Source organism: Pseudomonas sp. gcc21 (assembly GCF_012844345.1).
GTDB lineage: Bacteria > Pseudomonadota > Gammaproteobacteria > Pseudomonadales > Pseudomonadaceae > Halopseudomonas.
The window spans coordinates 235,849-254,056 of sequence record NZ_CP051625.1; the positions used below are offsets into that span (position 1 = coordinate 235,849).

Annotated in this window: 16 protein-coding genes and 2 tRNA genes; 16 read left to right on the plus strand and 2 right to left on the minus strand. The window is 57.6% G+C overall.

All coding sequences use genetic code 11. From position 1 onward, the window contains the following. The first annotated feature begins 600 nt into the window (after window positions 1-600). The 13 genes from gspC to bamD are packed head-to-tail and all read left to right on the plus strand — an operon-like array spanning window position 601 to window position 12,198. Entirely contained in the window at window positions 601-1,461 is an 861-nt protein-coding gene (gspC, locus tag HG264_RS01195; RefSeq protein WP_169405946.1) for a type II secretion system protein GspC, read from the plus strand. A 6-nt stretch (window positions 1,462-1,467) separates the two neighbouring features. Continuing rightward, window positions 1,468-3,507, plus strand: a complete 2,040-nt coding sequence (gene gspD, locus HG264_RS01200; RefSeq protein WP_169405947.1) for a type II secretion system secretin GspD — start codon at window positions 1,468-1,470, stop codon at window positions 3,505-3,507. Window positions 3,508-3,517: 10 nt separating this feature from the next. After that, a complete protein-coding gene (gene gspE / locus HG264_RS01205; RefSeq protein ID WP_169405948.1) occupies window positions 3,518-5,035 on the plus strand; it encodes a type II secretion system ATPase GspE in 1,518 nt (505 codons plus the stop codon). A 2-nt stretch (window positions 5,036-5,037) separates the two neighbouring features. Then, on the plus strand, window positions 5,038-6,249 hold the full coding sequence (gspF, locus tag HG264_RS01210) for a type II secretion system inner membrane protein GspF (RefSeq protein WP_169405949.1): 1,212 nt from the start codon (window positions 5,038-5,040) through the stop codon (window positions 6,247-6,249). 13 nt (window positions 6,250-6,262) lie between these two features. Then, window positions 6,263-6,718 (plus strand): type II secretion system major pseudopilin GspG, encoded by a 456-nt coding sequence (gene gspG, locus HG264_RS01215; protein WP_169405950.1) that lies wholly within the window; start codon window positions 6,263-6,265, stop codon window positions 6,716-6,718. Between the two features lie 2 nt (window positions 6,719-6,720). Continuing rightward, window positions 6,721-7,263, plus strand: a complete 543-nt coding sequence (gene gspH, locus HG264_RS01220) for a type II secretion system minor pseudopilin GspH (RefSeq protein WP_169405951.1) — start codon at window positions 6,721-6,723, stop codon at window positions 7,261-7,263. Next, window positions 7,244-7,636, plus strand: a complete 393-nt coding sequence (gene gspI / locus HG264_RS01225) for a type II secretion system minor pseudopilin GspI (protein WP_169405952.1) — start codon at window positions 7,244-7,246, stop codon at window positions 7,634-7,636. The genes gspH and gspI overlap by 20 nt, the downstream gene beginning before the upstream one ends. Next, window positions 7,633-8,259 carry a type II secretion system minor pseudopilin GspJ gene (gene gspJ, locus HG264_RS01230; RefSeq protein WP_169405953.1) on the plus strand — a complete coding sequence of 209 codons (627 nt, stop codon included), beginning with the start codon at window positions 7,633-7,635 and terminating at the stop codon, window positions 8,257-8,259. Before gspI ends, gspJ begins: the two co-directional genes overlap by 4 nt. Continuing rightward, a complete protein-coding gene (locus tag HG264_RS01235) occupies window positions 8,256-9,059 on the plus strand; it encodes a general secretion pathway protein GspK (RefSeq protein WP_169405954.1) in 804 nt (267 codons plus the stop codon). Before gspJ ends, HG264_RS01235 begins: the two co-directional genes overlap by 4 nt. An 18-nt stretch (window positions 9,060-9,077) precedes the next feature. Beyond that, entirely contained in the window at window positions 9,078-10,313 is a 1,236-nt protein-coding gene (gspL, locus tag HG264_RS01240; protein ID WP_169405955.1) for a type II secretion system protein GspL, read from the plus strand. Further along, window positions 10,310-10,792 carry a type II secretion system protein GspM gene (gspM, locus tag HG264_RS01245; protein WP_169405956.1) on the plus strand — a complete coding sequence of 161 codons (483 nt, stop codon included), beginning with the start codon at window positions 10,310-10,312 and terminating at the stop codon, window positions 10,790-10,792. The genes gspL and gspM overlap by 4 nt, the downstream gene beginning before the upstream one ends. Further along, window positions 10,792-11,547, plus strand: a complete 756-nt coding sequence (locus tag HG264_RS01250) for a type II secretion system protein N (protein ID WP_169405957.1) — start codon at window positions 10,792-10,794, stop codon at window positions 11,545-11,547. Before gspM ends, HG264_RS01250 begins: the two co-directional genes overlap by 1 nt. Before the next feature lie 33 nt (window positions 11,548-11,580). Continuing rightward, complete coding sequence (gene bamD / locus HG264_RS01255; protein WP_169405958.1) at window positions 11,581-12,198, plus strand: outer membrane protein assembly factor BamD; 618 nt, start codon at window positions 11,581-11,583, stop codon at window positions 12,196-12,198. A 302-nt stretch (window positions 12,199-12,500) separates the two neighbouring features. On the opposite strand, the gene rdgC is transcribed toward bamD, so the two are convergent. Further along, window positions 12,501-13,418 (minus strand): recombination-associated protein RdgC, encoded by a 918-nt coding sequence (rdgC, locus tag HG264_RS01260; RefSeq protein ID WP_169405959.1) that lies wholly within the window; start codon window positions 13,416-13,418, stop codon window positions 12,501-12,503. 216 nt (window positions 13,419-13,634) lie between these two features. On the opposite strand from rdgC, the gene HG264_RS01265 reads away from it, so the two are divergent. From HG264_RS01265 to HG264_RS01275, 3 genes are all read left to right on the plus strand, one after another. Beyond that, window positions 13,635-13,710, plus strand: a tRNA-Val gene (locus HG264_RS01265). Window positions 13,711-13,723: 13 nt separating this feature from the next. Beyond that, window positions 13,724-13,800: transfer RNA gene (locus HG264_RS01270), tRNA-Asp, on the plus strand. 148 nt (window positions 13,801-13,948) lie between these two features. Beyond that, window positions 13,949-14,704, plus strand: a complete 756-nt coding sequence (locus HG264_RS01275) for an FKBP-type peptidyl-prolyl cis-trans isomerase (RefSeq protein ID WP_169405960.1) — start codon at window positions 13,949-13,951, stop codon at window positions 14,702-14,704. Window positions 14,705-16,013: 1,309 nt separating this feature from the next. Here HG264_RS01275 and HG264_RS01280 read toward each other — a convergent pair. Beyond that, the gene (locus HG264_RS01280) at window positions 16,014-18,122 is read right to left on the minus strand and encodes a carboxy terminal-processing peptidase (RefSeq protein ID WP_169405961.1); all 2,109 of its coding nucleotides are present in this window, start codon (window positions 18,120-18,122) and stop codon (window positions 16,014-16,016) included. Window positions 18,123-18,208 lie beyond the last annotated feature (86 nt).

An 18,208-nucleotide genomic window follows, 5' to 3' on the forward strand; every position in this document is an offset into this window, starting at 1 on the left:
TCCGCCGCGCCTCCCGACAGCTCCACGGTATGCTTGTCAACCGATTTAATCGCGCAGTGCGTGCTTCAGGACATCAAACCACCATTGCTTGTTTGAGCCCAGCGAAGCCCGTCTTCGCGTTGCGCGGTGGCGCCCAGAACAACTTCGGCCTGGGCAATCGTTGTTATTTTGTTTCAGGTCTCACGGCGATTGAAACTTTGCTGTCATAATTGCCCGGTAGGTTTCAGAGCCGGTTAACGCTTGGTAAGCGCAGCCTCGGCCTCCGCCTGTTTCGATCCAGATTATCGCGATGCGAGCACCGGTTACGTCTCCCCACGATCTGAATGGAAGTGAAGCTGCTCACAGTTTCGTGTAGAGGGGCTTACACCCGGACGGGTGATTGAGGCTATATCGGGACTGCCACGCCGCCAGACTTGCGGTCTGTTCGTCTGATTCTCACCCATTCAGGGGGGGTTGCTGGGGTATAGCAAATTCGTGACAATCCAGATCATTACAAGCCTCCGCCGGCTTATAACAATATTTTTGCAAAGAAAAGTCAGTAATGTGTAAGCATCTGATCATGGCTTCCGGATCGGAGCCTTCCTTGCCTTCGGAGAAAGCATGCCCTTGGTCGCCCGTTTAACTTTAGACCCTGCGCTGAAAATCGCCACTTTCATCCTGGTTGCGATCACAGCAGTGGTGCTGGGGCGCCTCAGCTGGGCCTTGATTGAGCCGTCGAGCATCCTCCCGAGCGCTGAAGCCGCTTCTGCCCAGCCGCTGCCAACCAGTTCGGGCAATGGATCACAGGGCGGGTTTCGTGAGTTGGCTTCGCTTTCAATTTTTGGCGCATCCAACAATCCCCGGTCCTCTGTCGTCAATGCGCCAGACACGACGCTGAGCTGGGTGCTCAAAGGGGTGCTATCCGATCGTGATCCAGAGCGTAGCTCAGCCATCCTTTCCCCGCAGGGCCAACCTGAAAAACTCTATCGAGTTGGCGCCTCGTTGCCGGGCAATGTGCGGCTCGAACAGATCCTGTCGGACCGGGTAATCCTTGCTCGGGACGGCAAGCTGGAAACACTTCGATTGAAACGCGACTCAGCTGCGACCAGTAGCAAGAAAGCGCCGTCACGCCCCAAACCTGGCGCGTCCAATGCCACCCTGACACCCGATGGCGGGGTGGCAACCATTGACCGAGAGGCCTGGGCGAACGATCCGCAGCGTTTCCTTGAAGTGATCAGCGCCAGCCCGGTTATGCAGGATGGCGAGATGTATGGACTGGAAGTTAATCCCGGCCGTCAGGCTGCTGAGTTCGAAGCAGCAGGGCTTATGCCGGGCGATGTAATCCTCGCGGTGGAGGGCACTCCGGTTTCGGAAATCCAGGATTACCGCGACATACTCCAAGAGCTTGGCGGCTCTAGCTCCGTATCGGTTTCGCTGGAGCGTGATGGCCAGCCGACCGAAATTACTATAACGATGGACTAAGACACGATGCCGACGTTGTTCTCATTTAACCGTTATACCCTTCCCGTGGCATTGAGTCTGAGTCTGCTGGCTTCTTCTATTGCTGCGCAGTCGCCGGATACCCCAGTGGGTAATCCCGACGAGGAATTGGTGTTGAATCTGCGTGACGCGGATATCAATGGACTGATCGAAATAGTGAGCCTGGAAACCGGTATCAACTTCATCGTTGATCCGCGCGTTCGTGGCCAGGTAAATGTGGTATCGGGTAAACCGGTGCGTCGGGGCGAGCTGTACGATCTGTTTCTCGGTGTGCTGAAATCCTACGGATTCGCTGCGGTAGAAGGTTCGGAAGGGGTTGTTCGCATTGTGCCCGAGGTACAGGCCAAGGAAAACGAAGTTGCGGGGTTGAACGACAACAGCCGTGGCGACGAAGTCATCACCCATGTAATCAATGTCAAGCATATCAATGCGGGGCAGCTGGTCCGGATTCTCCGTCCGCTGGTGCCGAAGGGAGGCCATCTGGCCGCCGCCGCAGAGTCAAATACTCTGGTCATTGCAGACACGGCAGCGAACGTGCGCCGCATCGAGGGACTCATTCATCGCATCGACCGTGAATCAATGGACGATTTCGAGATCATCGCCCTGGAGCACGCCTCTGCGGTCGACATCATGCGAATGGTACAGGGCCTCGAAGGCGATAACACTGGAGATGAGTTCAACAAACGCACCCGAATCATTGCTGACGAGCGCACCAATACCATCATCTTGAGAGGGGAGGCAGCTCGCCGCGCATCCCTGCGCAAGATGGTGTATCAGATGGATGTGCCAGGCGATAGTGGCAACAGCCAGGTGCATTATTTGCGCTACGCCAAGGCCGAAGACGTAGCTGAACTGCTGCGCGGTATTGCAGAGGGACGTGACCGCAACAACGTTCAAACCAGCGAAGATGGCGCCACCGGTGGCATGACCGGTGCGGACGAATCCCGCGTGCGGATTCAGGCGCATGAGAGCACTAACTCGGTGGTGATTTTTGGTCCTGCAGAACTGACGCGTGATCTGTCCGGGATTATTACCCAGCTGGACATCCGCAGGGCACAGGTGCTGGTAGAGGCCGTGATCGCGGAAGTGTCCTACGATCGCGCCAAGGAGCTGGGCGTGCAGTGGGGTATCGGTAGCGACAACGGTGGAGTGGGCATCATCAACTTCAACCGGGGCGGTCGCGGCATCGTTAATCTCGCCGCTGGGGTCGATAACTTCCTTGAGGGCAATGTCACTACACCGCCTTCGCTGGCAGATGGAGCAACCTTCGGTGCCGCAGGCAGTATAGGTAGCACGCAAATTGCCATGTTGGTAAACGCCCTGCAGGGCGACAGTTCGAGCAATATCCTTTCCACGCCGAGTCTGTTGACGTTGGATAACGAAGAGGCCGAAATCGTCGTGGGTCAGAACGTACCTTTTATTGTCGGGCGTTCAGTTGAGGATTCCGGTCAAGCCTTCGATACCATTGAGCGGGAGGACGTCGGTATCAAATTGAAGATCCGCCCGCAAATCAACGAAGGTAACGCGGTACGCCTGGAGATTGCCCAGGAAGTCTCGCAGATCGCTCCGGGTGCCAGCGGTGCAGCTGATATCATCACCAACAAGCGTAGTCTGACGACGACCGTGATGGTCGATGACAATGAGCTCATCGTACTCGGCGGCCTGATTGATGATCAGATGGTCGAGACCCGCGATAAAGTCCCCGGACTGGGTGATATCCCGGGCCTGGGCAGGTTGTTCCGCTATGACACGGGTCGCCTTGAGAAGCGCAACCTGATGGTCTTCTTGCGGCCGGTCATTATTCGCGATACCGCTGTGGCGGAAAGCGTGACGCATTCAAAATACACCTACATTCGTGACCAGCAGCTCAAGGAGCAGGATCGCGGCGACCGTATCCTGCCCAGCGACAGCATGCCGGTATTGCCCGACTGGAATTATCTGTTGAGCCTGCCGCCACCGTTTGAAAACGCAGTTCAGGGCGGCGTGCCTGTCAAGACAGCCATTCCTGCTCCTCCGAAAGCGAATTGAGGCGGCTGACATGAGCGAAAGCGAAATCAGCGAGATCAGCGACGCTATTGCAGATTCCGGCCAACAGGCCGAAACCGGGTACCGCTTTGCCCGTCGTTTCGGCGTGCTTACCGGGAATCTCCAGGATGGTTTGCTCGATGTGTTCGTACGTTCGGACTGTGATCCGCAAGCATTGCTGGAGCTGCGCCGCCGTTCGGGGCACCCGCTGCGTCCGTTGATGCTTGATGATGACGCCTTTGCCGCTCGCTTGCGGGATCGCTATGAGCGTTCGGCAAACGATGCCATGCAGCTTGTCGAAGGCCTGGATGACGGTGATCTGATGTCGGTCGCTCAGTCGTTGGCCGAGCCGGAGGATTTGCTCGAATCCCAGGACGAAGCGCCGATCATCCGCCTGATCAATGCTCTGCTCTCCGAAGCAGTGAAGGAAAACGCATCGGATATCCATATCGAACCCTTTGAGAATCGCTTGTCGATTCGTCTGCGGGTCGATGGGGTGTTGCGCGAGGTGCTGGAGCCGCCCCGCGCATTGGCGCCGGTAATTGTCTCCCGTATCAAGGTCATGGCGAAGCTGGATATCGCCGAAAAGCGTCTGCCGCAGGACGGTCGGATAGGTTTGAAGCTGGTCGGCCGCGCGGTCGACGTGCGGGTGTCCACGCTGCCTTCAGGCCACGGGGAACGGGTCGTTCTTCGTCTGCTGGATAAGCAGGCTGGACGGTTGGAACTGCGCCATCTGGGGATGTGTGAGCAGCATTACGAGGCGATGGAACGCGTAATCAACAAGCCCCACGGGATCGTGCTGGTAACAGGGCCGACAGGTTCGGGTAAAACGACCACGCTGTATTCTGCACTGATGCGTCTTAACGACCGCACTCGCAACATCCTCACCGTTGAAGATCCGATCGAATACTACCTGGACGGTATCGGGCAAACCCAGATCAACTCCAAGGTGGATATGACCTTTGCTCGTGGTCTGCGCGCCATTCTGCGTCAGGATCCCGATGTCGTGATGGTCGGGGAAATACGGGATATCGAGACCGTGCAGATCGCCATTCAGGCCAGTTTGACCGGTCACCTGGTGTTTTCGACCTTGCACACCAACACCGCTGTGGGCGCGATTACGCGTCTGCGCGACATGGGCATCGAGCCTTTCCTGCTCTCATCCACGCTCAATGGTGTGCTCGCGCAGCGCCTGGTGCGAACACTGTGCCCCTCGTGTCGTACGCCGCATATCGCCACGGCAAGTGAATGCAAGCTGATGAATGTCGATCCGACCAATCCGCCCACCCTGTATCGTCCGGGCGCTTGCGCCGCGTGTAATCAAAGCGGATATAAGGGGCGAACCGGTATCTACGAGCTTATCGAAATTGACGACACCCTGCGGGGCCTGATCCATGACGGAGCGAGCGAGCAGGCGATGGTCAGGCATGCGCGTATCGAGCAACTCGGTATTCGTCAGGATGGGCTGCGCCGCGTGTTGATGGGCGACACCACGCTGGAAGAAGTTCTTCGCGTCACCAGGGAGGACTGAACATGCCTGCTTTCGAATATGTAGCGCTGGATCAGGCGGGCAAGACCCGTAAAGGCGTGGAAGAGGGCGACTCCAGTCGTCAGGTGCGGGGCCGGTTGCGTGACCAGGGGCTAATGCCGATGTCGGTGAACCAGGTCGCGGAGCGTCACGCTGCCCTGCGTATGCCGGTATTCCAGCCGCGGGTGAAGCCCCTTGAACTGGCACTTGCAACACGACAGATGGCGACGCTAGCCCGGGCCGGTATGCCCATCGAGGAAGTACTTGGCACGGTGGCTCGGCAAAGCGAAACGCCCAAGGTGAGATCGACGTTATCCGCTGTACGTACCCGGGTCATGGAAGGGCTGCCGCTGGCGCATGCGCTGGGCGAATTCCCTTCGGTATTTCCATCAATCTATCGCACAACGATCGCTGCGGGGGAATCGGCCGGTCGTCTGGATCTGGTGTTGGAGCGCCTTGCAGACAACGTTGAAGCGCAAAATGCGATGCGTCAGAAGATCCAGCTGGCCATGTTCTATCCCGGGGTGCTCACCGTGGTTGCCTTGTTGGTGACGGTTGCCTTGCTCACCTACGTAGTCCCCGAAGTGGTGCAGGTCTTTACCGGCATGAATCAACAACTGCCCTGGCTAACCCGTGCGCTGATCGCCACCAGCGATGCCCTGCGTAACTGGGGGTTGCTGATGGCTGGAGGGTTGGTTGCCGCCTTTTTTGCCGCCAAAGAAGTACTCAAGCGACCGAGGGCATTGTACCGCTGGCACGCCTGGCTGCTTCGGTTACCTTTGCTTGGGCGCTTGATCCGCGGTTTGAATACGGCCCGCTTCGCCCGGACGCTCAATATTCTTGCCGGCAGCGGGGTGCCGCTGCTAGAGGCTCTGAATATGAGCGCCAGCGTGATTTCCAATGTACCTATGCGCGACGCCGTAAGCGATGCGGCGAAGCGGGTCAGGGAAGGCGCCGGGGTGGGGGCTTCGCTGGAGCGAAGCGGATACTTTCCACCCATGACGCTGAGCCTGATCAAGAGTGGCGAAAGCAGCGGCACGCTGGACCAGATGCTGGAAAGAGCTGCCGAAACACAGGAACGCGAATTGGAGGCGCGTATAGCAATCGTGATGGGTGTTTTCGAACCCCTGCTGATTCTGGCGATGGGCGGCGTAGTACTGATCATTGTACTGGCCATTCTTCTGCCGATCTTCGAACTCAATCAACTGGTTAACTGACATGCTCAAGACTATGAAAAACACAAGAGCGCTGCAGCGCGGTTTCACTCTGATCGAGGTCATGGTGGTGGTTGTAATTCTCGGCATCCTGGCGGCGGTTGTTGTCCCGCGTGTAATGGATCGTCCGGATCAGGCGCGCGTTACCAAAGCTGAAAACGATATACGCGCGCTGGAAAGTGCACTCAACCTCTACCGCCTCGACAATTTCAATTACCCCACTACCGAGCAGGGCCTGCAAGCGCTGGTAACCCGGCCATCGGGTGACGCGACGGCACGCAACTGGCGTACTGGCGGCTACATCGATCGTTTGCAGAAAGATCCGTGGGGTCGTGAATACCAGTACCGCCGCCCAGGTCGAGCCGACCGGGAGTACGATCTGTTCAGTCTCGGCGCGGACGGACGGCCGGGCGGTGAAGACGCCAATGCTGATATCGGAAACTGGGACCCTGAACAGGACGAGCGGCGCTGATCATGCACCGGCACCGGCATCCTGAGCGGCAAAAGCATCACGGCTTTACCTTGATGGAATTGCTGGTTGTGCTGGTGTTGGTGGGGGTGGTTGCCAGCCTGGCAACACTCTCGGTGGGTGACGGCGCTGAGCGTAAATTGCGGACCGAAGCCGAACGACTCGCCGGAGCGTTGCGGCTGGCGCGCGATGAATTGTTGATAACAGGGGAGGCCGATCGGGCGCTGGGTCTTCGCCACGATGCCTATAGTTTTCTCGAACTGGTGATTCTGGACGATGCCACGCGAGAGTGGCAGCCGGTTACAGATCCTCAGCTTGGCCCTCGACAACTGGAACAAGGACTCATGGAGTTGGACCTTGAAATCGAAGGTGAGCGCCGAGGGCTACGTCAGACCGACGGCTGGGAGCCCCACATACGCTTGGGCGCAACGGGTGAGATGACGCCGGCGGTTATCACTTTGAGGATCCCCGGCAACCAGCTGGAGCAATATATCAGGGTAGGCCTGGAAGGCAGCGTCGAGGTGCTGAATGAGCTCGAGGAAGAGTAATCGCGGCTTCACCTTGCTGGAAGTCTTGGTCGCATTGGCGATTCTCGGCGTCGCCCTGGGTGCGCTGGTAAAGGGCGGTGCGGACCATGCACGTAACACGGCGTACCTCCAGGAACGGACGCTTGCACATTGGGCCGGACAGAATCTGCTTGCCGAATATGAGACGGGCATGCGACCACTGTCCGATGGAAAACGTTCGGGCGAGGTAGAAATGGGGCCGTATCAATTTGCGTACAAGATAGAGATAGGAGAGTTCACGCCCGACTCGCCTATCCCTTTACCGCCAGTCCAGCGTATCGATATTCGTCTTTGGTTGGCGGAACGGGGTGAAACGCATCAACGTGCCTCAGTCAGCGGGTTTGTGCTGCCATGAATAGCCGGCGAAGCGAGCGCGGTTTCACCCTGCTCGAGATGCTTATCGCCATGGTCGTGTTTGCGATCATGAGTCTGGTTGCATACCAGGGCTTACGCGCTGTTCTTGATGCTGATCACATCACGCGAACCCAGGCGCAAAAACTGGCGGATCTACAAGTTACATTGAGCGTGCTGGAGCGTGATTTGGCGCAGTTGGTGGATATCGAGTCGCGCGATGAATACGGAGATCGGCTGCCGCCGCTTCGCTTGAGACCCGGTGGTGACGAGACACTGCTCGAGTTGGTCCGGGCCGGTGCGGGTGGCGATCATCGGCTGCGCCGTACTGCCTGGGAGATAACCGAGCGCGGGTTGGAGCGCCGCATGTGGGATGGCCTCGACGTCGTGGACCCCGACAGCATGCGCACCCGACCCTTTGCCGAGCTGGTGGGTGAAGACGAGAAGCTCGGCGTGGAGAGTGGATTCTTGTTTGTGGTACGTACGCCCTCAGGGCTGGAGCGACTCGAATCCTGGCCGCCCGCCGATGCAGATGAAGAAAGTAGCGCATTGCCCATGGCCGTAGAAGTAGTTATTGACCTCCCGGGTCTGGGCGTGATTCGCCGGTTGATGGCGGTGGGGCTGTGAAGTCGCGGGCGGGCCAGCAAGGGGTTGCATTGATCACCGCGCTGTTGGTGGTGGCGCTGTCCGTAACCGCGTCTGTGGCGATGGCCTTGCGCAGCCAGGCAGATATTCGCCGCACCAGCGCTGTGTTCGAGCGGGACCTGTCGCGGCACATCACCATGGGCGCTGAGAAAATGGTGCTGCAGTTATTGGAACAAACCGAGGGGCCGGACGAGCTTTTATGGGAGACGTGCCTGTCACCTGTGCTGCCCTTTGAAGTCGATGGGATTCGTATGTTGGCGACGTTGGACAATATGCAGTGTCGTTACAACCTGAATGCTCTGGCGGGGGCTGACGAAGTTGAGCAGGGCTTTTTTGCTCGTCTGGTTGACAGAGTCTCCCAGGAAAGTGGCGTGACGATGCCATCCGGTGCCGAGTTGGCCCTGGCTGTGAGCGACTGGATGAACCCGGAGACGGATGACCCGGTATATCGTCTGGCGAAGCCGGCCCGGGTATCCGGTAACCGGAGCATGTTACTGGCTTCGGAAATAACGGCGGTTTCCGGCATGACTGATGAAGCCTGGCAGGCGCTGGCTCCGTACGTCACGGCGTATCCCGGTACTGCCAGCCCTATCGACATGGAACGCAGCTCTGAACTGATGCAGGAAGTCTTTGCCGAGCGCGGCGCCTCCGCTGAAGCACCCTGGTTCATGCGGCTACAGCTGACTGCGGAATTTGGCGAACGCCGATTCTATCAGTGCACGACGCTGGATGCTGCCAGCGGTAATGTCATTCTGCGCGAACAAACGGCCTGCGAGCCCTGAACAAAAACGGATCTGATCATGTTGATAGTCTTGTTACCAGAACACCTGCAGCCTGACAGTCCGGGCCCGGTTCGAATGCATTGGTGGCATACCGACCGTGACGGCAGTCTCCTTGATACCGGACATGACACGCTCGAGGCGTTGCATGGCCAGTATCCGACGGAACGGATGCGCGCATTGGTGCCGCCCTCTGCGGTAACGCTGTACCGAGTAAGAGTGCCGGTACGCAAGGCCTCTGCGGTCAGGGCGGCATTGCCGTTCGCCCTGGAAGACTTCCTCAGTCAGGAACTAGATGAACTGCACTTTGCCGCCGGACCACGCCGGCCGGATGATCGTGTGGCTGCGGCGGTGGTCGAGCAATCCAATATGGTGTTCTGGCAGGAGCTGTTCGAGCAGGCAGGCTGGCGCCTCGAAGCTTTGATGCCGCTGTCGGAACTGCATGCCGAATTGCCACCGGCCGGGGTTTTGCGCGTTCAGCAATCGCCCTGGCCGACTGATATGCCGCTGGTCATCGTAACCGCTGCTGATCAGGAGCCGGTGATGATGGAGGAGAGCCTGCTTGGTATCTGGCTCCAGCGCCGTCTGGCTGATCGTGATCCGGAAGATCGCATTCTCGAGTTGTACGGGGTGGACGCGGGCGCATTGAATCTGGGAGAGGATGCGCAGGTTATTCCTGGCCCGGATCTAAGCTCGGAATTGCTTGAGCCGGCGCTGCGCCGCGCCACCGATACGCGACCGGTATTCAATTTGCTGACGGGCCCCTACGCTTCGGGTATGGCCGCGCCGCCATGGCGCAAGATGCGCACCACCATGATCGCTGCCGGGGTGCTGCTGGCTGTGATGGCGACACAGTTTGGCCTGGAAACCTGGACGTTGGCCCGCGAGCGTGACCGTCTGCAGGCCGAGATCAACAGCCTGTTCGATACGACCTTGCCGACCAGTCGGCGAGTTGATCCGGTCACGCAATTCCGCGAGGCGCTGGAGGGCGGCGGAAGCAGCGGCAACGGTGGCATGGGTGGATTGTTGTATGAGGTGCTGGCAGTTAGTAGCAAAGACGGCAAGGCCGAAATTCGCGAGTTCAGAGCTACGCCAGTGGATATGGAAATAGAGCTGCATGTGGCCTCGTTCGCCGAGCTTGAAACGATCCGGGCGAGCCTCGCTGCCAAGCCAGAGCTGCGTGAAACCTTACAGGGCGCTGATTCCGGTACTGAAGGCGTCACGGCGCGTCTCAAGGTTGAAAGGAGTAAGTCATGAAGGCTTGGTGGGCAGGGCTGGTCCCGCGTGAGCAGCGGATAGTGCTGGCAGGGCTGGTAGCGCTGGTGGTGTTGTTCCTCTGGTTGGGGGTGTGGGAGCCCCTCGCATCGAACCGTGCGGAGTTACGCTCGGAAGTCAGCGCATTGTCGACCGACCTGGCGTGGATGCAGCAGGTATCGGATCAGGTAAGGCGCCGCGGCGCTCAGCAGCGTGGTCAGCCGTCCGCAGGGGCAGGCGGTTCAGTCCTCACGTTAATAGAGGTCTCTGCCAATGCGGCAGGCATCAAGCAGGCGCTCGGACGCGTTCAGCCGGAAGGAAGCGGGGCAAGGCTTTCGTTTGAGGAAGTCGGTTTTGATTCCCTTGTTGGCTGGCTGAACGATCTTGAAAATCGCCACGGCTTACAGATAAGCCAGCTGGCAGTGGATGTAAGCAGCAGCCCCGGAATGGTCTCTGCGCGATTGATGGTGGAGCCACGCTGATGCTGAAATGGCTGACCCTGAGGAATACCCTGATCGCGGCGGTGGTCATTTACCTGCTAAGTCTCATCTGGAACTTGCCGGCAGCCTTCGTCTGGAATCGCATGTCAAGTCAGCTACCCGCCGAGGTGACGCTGCATGGCTTGTCAGGAACCTTATGGTCCGGTCACGTACAGCGCATGGACGTCAGCGGCATAGATCAGGGCGCTCTTCACTGGGACTGGAAGCCCGGACATATATTTACCGGACGCATTGCGCTTGACCTGACCTGGCAGCCCCGGAACGGCCATGTCGACGCGACCATGAAGCTCGGCTTTGGATCAGTCAGGCTTGAGCACGTAAACGGCCGGCTGGATGCGGCAAGTATGGCGGCTATCAATAAAGCGCCCTTTGTCTTGCGTGGAACCTGGCTGCTGGATGTGCCGGTGCTCGAGCTGAAGGATTTCGAGAATGTTGCCCGGGCGGAGGGTCAGCTGGTTTGGCAGAACGCGGCTGGGGGCTTGCCCAGACCGATGGAGCTCGGGGATCTGACCGCGGCGTTGTCCGGGGAAGACGATTGGCTGGTGTTCAATCTGGGAGATCAGGGAGGCCCTCTCGGCCTGCGCGGCGACGCGCGCTGGCGTCCCGGTCAGGCAATGCAGATCGATTCGCGCCTTCAGGCTCGTGCAAGTGCGGAAGACGCGCTCGCAGGCGGCCTGGGCATGCTTGGGAAGCCCGACGCGCAGGGCTGGATTGGCTGGCGTGCCCAGTTGCAATAGCGAATATTCGCGTTCATCCGAGGAGTAATTATAGTGAGTCGTAAATTCATGATGGTGCTACTGCTGGCTACTCTTACCGGTTGCTCGAGCATGAGCCAGAAAGACAGCCAGCGCGCCGAAGCTATCGCCGACGCCAGAGCGAAGTTGAGCATGGGACGCTGCAACATGGCCCTTGCTCGTCAAGTGGTAGAGGTTAAAGAGCCTGCGCTGGAGCAGGAAACGGCATTTCTCTGTTTGCAACAAGGCGACGTGGACGCAGTGAAACACGTGTTGAGCGATTATGACTCGCGGCATGTCGACCCGCCATTCCCGGATTATTCTGCTTACCTACTAGCCTTGGCCGATTTCGTACGGTTCGAGTCTTCCGCCGGAGATGCACAACAACGCTTGTCTCTGGGGCGCCAGGCGCACAATCATATGGCGCGTTTCGTCCGGGCTTACCCCGAATCAAGCTATCGCCATGAGATCGCTCCGCGGCTGCAGCAACTGCATGAAGGTATGGCAAGAGCGGAGTATCAATTAGCCCAGAATGCTATCGAGGCGAATGATCTCGAGACTGGCGAGTCCCGGTTACGTTATGTCGTGAAGACCTATCCTCGCAGTGCGGCCGCAAAGGATGCAGCACGCTGGCTGGAACATAATCGTCGGTGATCGTGATGACATTGGCGCCCGGTTGGTTCAAATAGGCTCTCAGCGTAGTTATTGAAGAGTTTTTCTGGTGTTTGAGGGTTGACATTGTGCACAGCGGGATAACGAGCCCAAGTTATATACAGTTAAAGACTTATAACGGTAGCAATTGGGCTTGATATTCGTAACGTATTGATTTTAAACGATAAAATAGATGATCAAATTTTGATCATTCTGACTCGGCCGCCCGCCTTCTGTGCATCGGGAGAGGTTATCGAGAAGCTACCCACAGAGTTGTCCACAGAATCTGTGGATAGCTTTTTCAGTCAGATTCCCTGTGGAATATCCTCACCGCCCAGCGCCGTTGTCAGTGCCGGAATCAGTTCGCTGAGCGTTTTTGACATGATGATGAATGTGGCATCCAGCTGACTCGCCATATCGTCTCCGCCTTGGTCGTCAACTTCATCCCGTAGCAGTTCCTCGAAACGCAGGCGCTTGACTGTCAGTTTGTCATCAAGTGTCAGGACAAGCTTGTCATGCCAGGCCATGGTCAACTGGCTGACTTGTTTGCCGACCGTGAGGTGCTGTTGTATTTCTTCGCTAGCCAGATCCTGGCGTTTGCAACGTATCACTCCACCGTCTTCCCCTGTGTCGCGCAGTTCGCACTCGTCCAGAACTACCAGTCCCTCCGGCGCTTCGCCGTTTTTCACCCAGTCGGTCATGGCTGCAGCCGGAGCCATTTTCACGTTCATAGGCCGAACCGGAAGGCTCCCGGTGCATTCCCGGAGAAGGCTGAGCAAGTCCTCGGCGCGTTTACTGCTAGAGCTGTCCACGGCAATCCAGCCTTCGGCCGGTGCGATACAGGCAAGCGTAGTCTGGGTGCGAGTGAAAGCGCGGGGAAGCAACGACATGACGATTTCGTCCTTCAGCGTGTCGCGCTCCTTCTTGTATATCTTGCGGGCATCTCTGGCTTCGATTTCCTCAACTTTTTCTGCCAGCGCATCCTTGACGACGCTGCCCGGCAATATGCGTTCTTCCTTGCGCATGGAGAGCAACCAGTAGCCTTCTGCGACCTGAAGAAGGTTTTCGGAGTGTCTGCCGAAGGGGGTTGTCCAACCTAGCGTATGTGTCTCCTGGCTGGCGCAGGGACGAGCAGGGCGCTGTTCCAGCGCTGTGAGTAATTCGGTTTCGCCAAAGGGGATGTCTTGGCTGAAGCGGTAGAGAAGAAGATTACGAAACCACATTATGCAGTCCTTGGTTACCTGTACGTTTGGCCGGCCGGGCATATTGTTCATCGCACCGGGGCACGAAGCCGGGCAATATTGCCTGACAGCGCGGCTGTGAACCAGTCTTCTCGGGGGCTACGAGTAAGATATTGAAAAAGAGTGAATTTATTTTCAAAAAAGGTGTTGCCAGAAGGTAAAAAGCTGCCTAGAATGCGCCCCACTTCGAGAGCAAACGGGTGATTAGCTCAGCTGGGAGAGCATCTGCCTTACAAGCAGAGGGTCGGCGGTTCGATCCCGTCATCACCCACCACTCGAGGTTACGCGCAGCGGTAGTTCAGTTGGTTAGAATACCGGCCTGTCACGCCGGGGGTCGCGGGTTCGAGTCCCGTCCGCTGCGCCATTTTTTACCTCCCCCCTTGTTGTAACCCGTTCCATATTACCTTCTTCTTTGCTCAAACTTTGCCAGCCAGCCGGTAGATTGGCTTGTATTCCCCTGTTAAGCTTCCTGCTTTATTTCCGCCCGATAGGGCTTGTCAATTGAGGTAAGCATGAAGCGTAATCTGCTGGCAGCAGGCGTTGCCCTGAGTATTCTCACTCTTGTTGGTTGTGGCGGCGACAAGGAAACGGAAATCGACATCAGCACCCCAATTCAGCAAGCGTCCTATGGTATCGGTCTGAACATGGGCGAGAGCCTGTTACAGGACGGTCTAGACGACATTGATCCCAATGCGCTTGCCCTGGGTATGCAGGACGCTCTGTCCAAGCAGCCACCTCGCGTGGGTGAAGAGGAGCTTCGTGCCGCTTTCACCGAGCTGCAGAGCCGCGCTGAGGAAAGGGCTACGGCGCTGGTTTCCGAAACGCGAGAAGCTAACGACAAGTATCTTGCCGAGAACGCTGAAAAAGACGACGTCATCACTACCGAGTCCGGGCTGCAATATGAGGTGCTGGAGTCTGGTCCGGAAGATGGCCCCCAGCCTGCTGCCACCGATACGGTATCGGTGCACTACGAGGGCAAGTTGCTGGACGGCACGGTATTCGATAGTTCAATCAGCCGTGGCGAGCCTGTTGATCTACCTGTGAGCGGTGTGATTCCCGGATGGGTAGAAGCGCTACAGATGATGCGTGTGGGCGATAAATGGCGCGTGACCATTCCGAGCGATCTGGCTTATGGCGAGCGCAGCCCAAGCCCTGTCATACCTCCAAACTCCATTCTGGTGTTCGAAATGGAACTGTTGGGTATTGATGAAGCCGACGCAGATGTCGACGCTGACGATCAAGCCGCCGAAACGGCTCCCGCCGAGTAATGTCAAAGTAACACTTCCGAGCCCCGCTGCAGACGTGTCGGGGCTCTGGTTGTTACCGTTATGCACATTCTTAAGTAACACTCAAGCACGTTTCCCTTCCTTCCGCCTGTTTCCAGACGAACTGTAAAGCACTGATTTATAAAGCTTTTTGTTTGATCAAAATTCACCCATTTCGACTTCGGCCTAGTTTAAACGGGCGTTTGCCACGGTTTCCCATACCTTGTTCACAGACTTATCCACAGATTATGTGGGTAACCCGTCACGTTTCGTTAATGCACGGTTCGAGTGGGGATGATCCGCTAAACCGCGCGCGTCAGGATTGCTCAGATAATCCGGAGCCAGCCGCGAGTTGGGTTACTGATATCATCGAGTTCCGGGCGGCTTGGTCGCGCATCGCGTGAGGCAGAAATTAAAACCGCTTCCCGTCTTGCTATCAGACGACTCCCATATTCATGCGAAGCGAGGCGGAAGGGCTGAGCCGACCGTGCGATGACAGGGATGTCATCGACGAGCTTACAGGGATGTACTTGCAGCGTGTCGGGGCAGCCCTGCCGGTTCGCGTCAGCTGACTTCGGAACACAACCAGAAGAATGGTTGAATTGCTTAAGCTGTTTGGATTACGTGGATTTGGCCGCCGATATGGCCGGAGCAGGCGCCCGCCAGCTGTCAGGACTGCGTAAGACGCCGTGAACCCGTCCCTGGGGGCTTGGCGAAAACGTCCCTGTTTTCAACACTTGCTCCACCCTGACAGCCGGCTGGCTTGGTCGAGCATCGGTATAGCGCAGAGACAAAGAGCCCCGATCCGACCTATCCGGCAACTCTATACTTTCCGCGAAGCGAGGCGACAGGGTTGAGCCGACCGTGCGATGACAGGGACGTCATCGACGAGCTTACAGGGACGTACTTGCAGCGTGTCGGCGCGGCCCTGCCGGCTCGCGGCAGCTGACTCCGCGTCAGAACCAAACCAATAGTGCATTGATTGCGCTGTGTGAGATGTTGTCACCGAATGGCGGGGCAGTTCGCCCGCCACCTGTCAGGACTGCGCAAGACGCCATGAACCCGTCCTAAGGGCTTGGTGAAAACGTCCCTGTTTTCAATACTTGCTCCACCCTGGCAGCCGGCTGGCTTGAGCGGGCATTGGCGTGAAGTGGAGTTTAAAAGCGTTCCGCTTTCGGGGCTTCCTCGCGGCAGCTGACCTCGGTATTACGAACCCAGCAATTGGCTGCAGACCTTTGAAAGGCGAATGCAAAACCGCCAGCGTCCTTTGGGAGACGCTGGCGGTCAGGTTGCTGCTGTTGCGGTTGTTATGTCAGCTGGCGGCTGCTACTTGCTCATGCAGGCGAAGCAGGTCTATCAGGATATGGCCTGTTTCGGCGAGGAAGGGGTCAGTTTCATCGTCTTCTTCATCCTGCTCTGCAGTCAGCGCAGAAATCCCCTGTTCAAGTAACGGGTCGTCTTCCTCGAGCGAGGTTATCAACTCTTCACCACGCGCCGCCCGCCGTTTATTTTCCAGCTCAAGCAGTTGTTTCTCGAACTTATCCTTCTGCTCACGACGCTTGGTTTCATTCAGAGGCAGAAACTGCTGTTCCTTCATCGTGCGATTCAGTTCGATACGCGCCATGGTATAGGCAAAATCGGGATCCTTCGCAGCGCGCTTCTGATGTTGCTCGTTCAACGGTTCGATGAGTGGCCCAAGTTGACCTGCCATACGGTAGCGCGCTGGCGGGATGGTGTCCCAGGGCAGGGCGCGGGGAAGATTGCTTTCGCCGATTTCGGCCGTTTCCATCAGCGAGGGAAACTGTATGTCAGGAATGACACCGCGGTTCTGCGTGCTCTGGCCAGACACACGGTAAAACTTGGCGAGCGTAAGCTTCAATTCACCGTGATTCAGCGGCTGAATGGATTGCACGGTGCCCTTGCCAAATGTAGGTTCGCCTATCACCACGGCGCGACCATAATCTTGCATGGCGCCTGCAAAAATCTCAGAGGCCGATGCGGATAACCGGTTGACCATCACCGCCAGCGGGCCGGTGTAGGTCGAGCCGGATTCCGGATCATCCAGCACCTGCACCTGTCCCTGCGCATCGCGCACCAGTACGGTCGGGCCCTGATCGATGAACAGGCCGGTCAGCTCGGTAGCCTCCTGCAGGGAGCCGCCACCGTTGTTGCGCAGATCAAGTACGATGCCGTCGACTTCTTTCTCTGCCAGCTCACCCAGTAATCGACGGACGTCCCGTGTCGTGCTGCGGTAGTCCGGGTCGCCACGGCGATAGGCTTTGAAGTCGATATAGAAGCCGGGAACCTCGATGACTCCGATGCGGTAGTCCTTGGTGCCTTCCCGGACATCCAGCACCTCGGCTTTGGCCGCTTGGTCTTCGAGTTTCACAGCTTCGCGGGTCAGCTTGACCTGGCGGCTGGTCAGATCGGTAGTCGGGTTGCTGGCCGGTATCACTTCAAGAGTCAGGCTGGAGCCCTTCGGTCCGCGAATGAGTTTTACAACCTCATCCAGACGCCATCCTACGACGTCCACCATTTCACCTTTTTCCTGCGCGACGCCGACGATACGGTCAGCGGGCGAAAGCTGCTTGCTTTTCTCGGCGGGGCCGGCCGGCACCAGCCGAACGATCTTGGTGTATTCATCATCACTCTGCAGTACCGCACCGATTCCCTCCAGTGACAGACTCATATTGATGTCGAAGTTTTCCGCGTTCTCGGGCGACATGTACTGTGTATGCGGGTCGAATACCTGGGCGAACGCGTTGATGTAATTCTGGAAAATGTCTTCGCTGCGAGTTTGGGACAGGCGGGTCTGCTGACTTCTGTAGCGTTTCTCAAGCAGCTCTGCGATCGCATCGGTATCGCGTCCGGCGAGTTTCAGTCGAAGGACTTCATCCTTGATCTGGCGGTACCAGAGCTCCTCGAGTGCAGTCTTGTTAGCCGCCCACTCTGCATCTTCACGGTCCAGGCGAATCTGCTGGTCGCTTTCGAAGTCCATATCTTCAAGCCCTTGGTGCAGCAGGCTCAAAGCATAAATCACACGCTCGTTGGCGCGCTGGATCTGCGTGCGGTGTATATCAAAACCAACGCTGAGATCGCCGCTGAGAAGCAGGTCGTCGAGATTCACTCTGTGCTTTTCAAACGCCTGGACATCCTCTGCGGTAAACAGGCTGCGTTGCGGATCAAGCTGCTTCAGATAGGTGTCGAATATCTCACTGGACAGTGCATCATTCAGTTCGATCTTGTTGTAATGATGGCGACGGAGCAGTTCGACAGTATTCAGGCTGGCGATGCGCTGCTCGCGGGTGGGTTGCAGGCTCTCCACGTCAAGAACCGGGAGTTTCTCGGCCGCGTATACACTGCCGCCGAGGGTCAGCAGTGCAACCAGGCAGGTATTGCGCAGGGGTTGAGGGAGTCTCATGTAGGTATCGTGTCCGGAGAGATAGATAGGAAGTATGCTGTTAGGTCTTATAAGGGATCATGGGTTCCCTTTTCAATTGTTGACAA